Source organism: Spirulina sp. 06S082 (assembly GCF_034932145.1).
Lineage (GTDB): Bacteria > Cyanobacteriota > Cyanobacteriia > Cyanobacteriales > Spirulinaceae > CCY15215.
Window position 1 is genome coordinate 1 of the sequence record NZ_JAYGHV010000089.1, and the last position, 2,785, is coordinate 2,785.

5 protein-coding genes and 1 pseudogene are annotated in these 2,785 nt (G+C 47.3%); 4 read left to right on the forward strand and 2 right to left on the reverse strand.

Annotation, left to right across the window (positions count from 1 at the left end):
* Nucleotides 1-349: 349 nt before the first annotated feature.
* A complete protein-coding gene (locus VB714_RS07120) occupies nucleotides 350-745 on the reverse strand; it encodes a XisI protein (protein WP_323222540.1) in 396 nt (131 codons plus the stop codon).
* Between the two features lie 40 nt (nucleotides 746-785).
* A pseudogene (locus tag VB714_RS27365) lies at nucleotides 786-968 on the reverse strand (element excision factor XisH family protein); the annotation flags it as partial.
* A gap of 116 nt (nucleotides 969-1,084) precedes the next feature.
* Here VB714_RS27365 and VB714_RS07130 point away from each other — a divergent pair.
* From VB714_RS07130 to VB714_RS07145, 4 genes are all read left to right on the forward strand, one after another.
* Nucleotides 1,085-1,285 carry a hypothetical protein gene (locus VB714_RS07130; RefSeq protein WP_323222544.1) on the forward strand — a complete coding sequence of 67 codons (201 nt, stop codon included), beginning with the start codon at nucleotides 1,085-1,087 and terminating at the stop codon, nucleotides 1,283-1,285.
* Nucleotides 1,213-1,533: an SWIM zinc finger family protein gene (locus VB714_RS07135; RefSeq protein ID WP_416309627.1), complete on the forward strand. Its 321-nt coding sequence runs from the start codon at nucleotides 1,213-1,215 to the stop codon at nucleotides 1,531-1,533. The genes VB714_RS07130 and VB714_RS07135 overlap by 73 nt, the downstream gene beginning before the upstream one ends.
* 226 nt (nucleotides 1,534-1,759) lie before the next feature.
* Nucleotides 1,760-2,122, forward strand: coding sequence for a hypothetical protein (locus VB714_RS07140; RefSeq protein ID WP_323222548.1), 363 nt, complete (start codon nucleotides 1,760-1,762; stop codon nucleotides 2,120-2,122).
* 48 nt (nucleotides 2,123-2,170) lie between these two features.
* Nucleotides 2,171-2,476 (forward strand): tetratricopeptide repeat protein, encoded by a 306-nt coding sequence (locus tag VB714_RS07145; protein ID WP_323222550.1) that lies wholly within the window; start codon nucleotides 2,171-2,173, stop codon nucleotides 2,474-2,476.
* Nucleotides 2,477-2,785: the final 309 nt, after the last annotated feature.

The window sequence follows — 2,785 nt, forward strand, 5'->3', positions numbered from 1 at the left end:
GATTCACTTTCTCGATAAATCCGCCACAGTAGTTTTTGGGTTTCTCTTGCTAATTTTTCCATGCTTGCTTAGTCTTTTGGGGTTTTATTTTACCACATCTGCAATTAATTTCGTATACCTACTTATCCCTCGCACCGGACGAACGCCAGCCCGATAAGCTCTGCGATCGCCTACTCGATTACCTAGCCTGCCATGATGTCCTGCTCTTGCTGGATTCACTGGAAACCTTGCTCGTGCCGGGGGAGGAGATGGGCGGTACTTTTGCTGATGCCATCTGGAGCAAGTTTTTCAGGGAGTAGGGAGTAGGGAATCGGGAATCGGGAATAGGGAGTCGGGAGTATGTTATTTGTTAACTGGCTCGTTCTCTTTCGGTATCGTTTCCTGTAGCAAATTCTGTTAGTTTTCGCTTATTGGGATGATGAAAGCCAAGAACGATATCTTCTTTGGGAATATCGGCTTGCAATAAATCGTCAACGATACAGAGATCGGTACTGTCTTCTTCTACCCAAATTTTATCTTGTTCGATCCGAAGGTGAAAGATAATATACTGCACTCGTTGCGTTCCTTTCCAGCCCGAACGAATCCAGAGATAGTTATCGCTTTCTTTGTCCAAAACAAGGTACTCTTTAACCGTATCGGTTGAGTTAAGACGTGGTTTAAGAGCGTAATAATCTTGCAGCAGTCTAACAACTGTATTGCGATAGTATGTTAATCTATCGGTTAATTGATGGGTTAATTTGCCCATTGTTCTATAGTCTCCTCTTCGACATCGACAACTAATATTTTGATATGATTTCTACAACAATCTTTTTACTTTGGCGCTCGGCTGCGATTGGTTTTTCGGCTGCGAGATCGGCATAGAGTTCGGCATCTTCGTATTGGATAAAATAAGGATCGTCGGTTATTGTCCAGCCATCTCGAATCAGCGCATTTTTGACGGGTTGATGATAAACATCTTTAGCAGGCATAACACTTTGAACGCGATCGCACAGCGTCTCCAAAGAAAAATTGCAGTTTTTCCCATTACAACAAATGTTCTCCTTCAGCGAAGCCCACATCCAACGCCTCGCCACGCCCAACAGCTATGACCGAGGACATGATTATTACCAACGCCGCGCCATCCTGCAACCGACGCGGCAAGGCAACGTTCTCTCGGCATTCTGCATCGGCACGGCACTCTACGAGGTCGCGATCGCCTTCGATGGAGACGAAATCGCCAACGCGCAATGCAGTTGCCCTTACCGCTACGGCGGACTCTGCAAGCACGGGGTCGCGTTGTTATTAACGTGGTGCAGGGAACCCGAAGGTTTCGAGGACGTGCCGATGCTGCAAGAGACTTTAGCCAAACGCAGCAAAACCGACCTCATCGGACTGGTTGAGGCGATGGTGACGCGAGAACCCATATTGCTCTCGCTCATCTCCGCGCCCCTACTCCCTACTCCCTCGCATCAATGCTGCTCTCGAATTACCCACCGCCCGCGCTATAGTCGAGGCATTGCAGCCGTTTATCGAGTTGGCACGGCGCTACTTTGATGCGGGCAATATTCTTGATGCCGGGTCGCTGTACTGTTTGCTGCTCTCAGAACTGACCCAAAGCTACGATGCAGAACGCTTGGGATTCGATTACAATAGCGAACTCTCGGATTGTTCGGCGGGGCTGGTAGCGGGCTTGCGATGCTGTTTGGAACGCGAGGGCCTTGCGGATGACCTGCAACGGCTTTGGCTGTCGGTGCTAGTGAAGGTGTACGCGAAAAGCCTTGTGTTTCGCGACTATGGCCACGGTGCCGATGCGGCTTTGCTGGCTACAGATACGGAGCAGTTCGATGGAGTTGTTGCGGCTTTGGCAGACCGAAGGCTAAAGAAGGCACTCTCGAAGCTGCTGGAACGGCGGGATAAATCCCTGGAGCAAATACTGCAACATTACCGCGAACGAGCGGAAAAGTATATCAAACAGCGCAATCAACGTTCTTATCGGCAAGCCATCAAGATTCTTCGAGAACTTCGAGGCATTTGTGCGACGGAAGAACGACTAGCGGAGTGGCTGGGCTGTATGGAGGAGTTGCGATCGCGCTACGGCAATCTTAGGGCTTTTTTGGATGAGTTGGATAAAGCGGGTTTGTAGCCAGCAAGCTCTCATTATGCTCAAAAACATTTAGCGCTTTCACGGCAAATTGGCGATCGCAGAGGAGAAGGTGCTGCACTCCATTCTTTAGGTGTGGCGTTGCTGGAGCAGTCCCAATTGGCTCGGGCGTTGGAGAAATTACAACTGGCACTCAAGATTTTTCAAGAAGTTGAAAGTCAAAGTGAAGAAGCTCAAACTCTTGCGGATTTATCGGTGCTTTATTGGGAGCTAGAGGACAAACAAGCTGCGATCGATTACTGCAATTGCGCCTATGTTTTAGCTAAAAAATTAGACCTTTCTCTAGCGGATGAATGTCAAGAACTTCGACAACAAATACTGGAGAGTCAAAGTTAGAAAACAGTTTGAAACAGAAAAGCAGTTTTGATTTTTTTAAAGAAAAGACTGCTCCTCAGTTTCCATTAATTCGACTTCCGAAGAAGCCATAAGAAGTGTGTTGCTGACCGCAACTGACAATGGTTTTGTTTCCATTAATTCGACTTCCGAAGAAGCCATAAGCGGAAACGGAGTTACTCTAACAGAACTTACGCAGTAACACCATATGTAGCGTAAAGTTTAAAAAAGAGCGAGCAGCAAACCCCAAAAATCAAAAATCTTGGTACAGAGCCTAAAATATGATAATATTGTTAGGAAATCAAACTTAAA

Bases quoted from the DNA above. Each gene is read 5' to 3' on its own strand.
- VB714_RS07130 (WP_323222544.1), top strand. From the start codon at position 1,085: ATGACCGAGGACATGATTATTACCAACGCCGCGCCATCCTGCAACCGA.
- VB714_RS07120 (WP_323222540.1), bottom strand. From the start codon at position 745: ATGGGCAAATTAACCCATCAATTAACCGATAGATTAACATACTATCGC.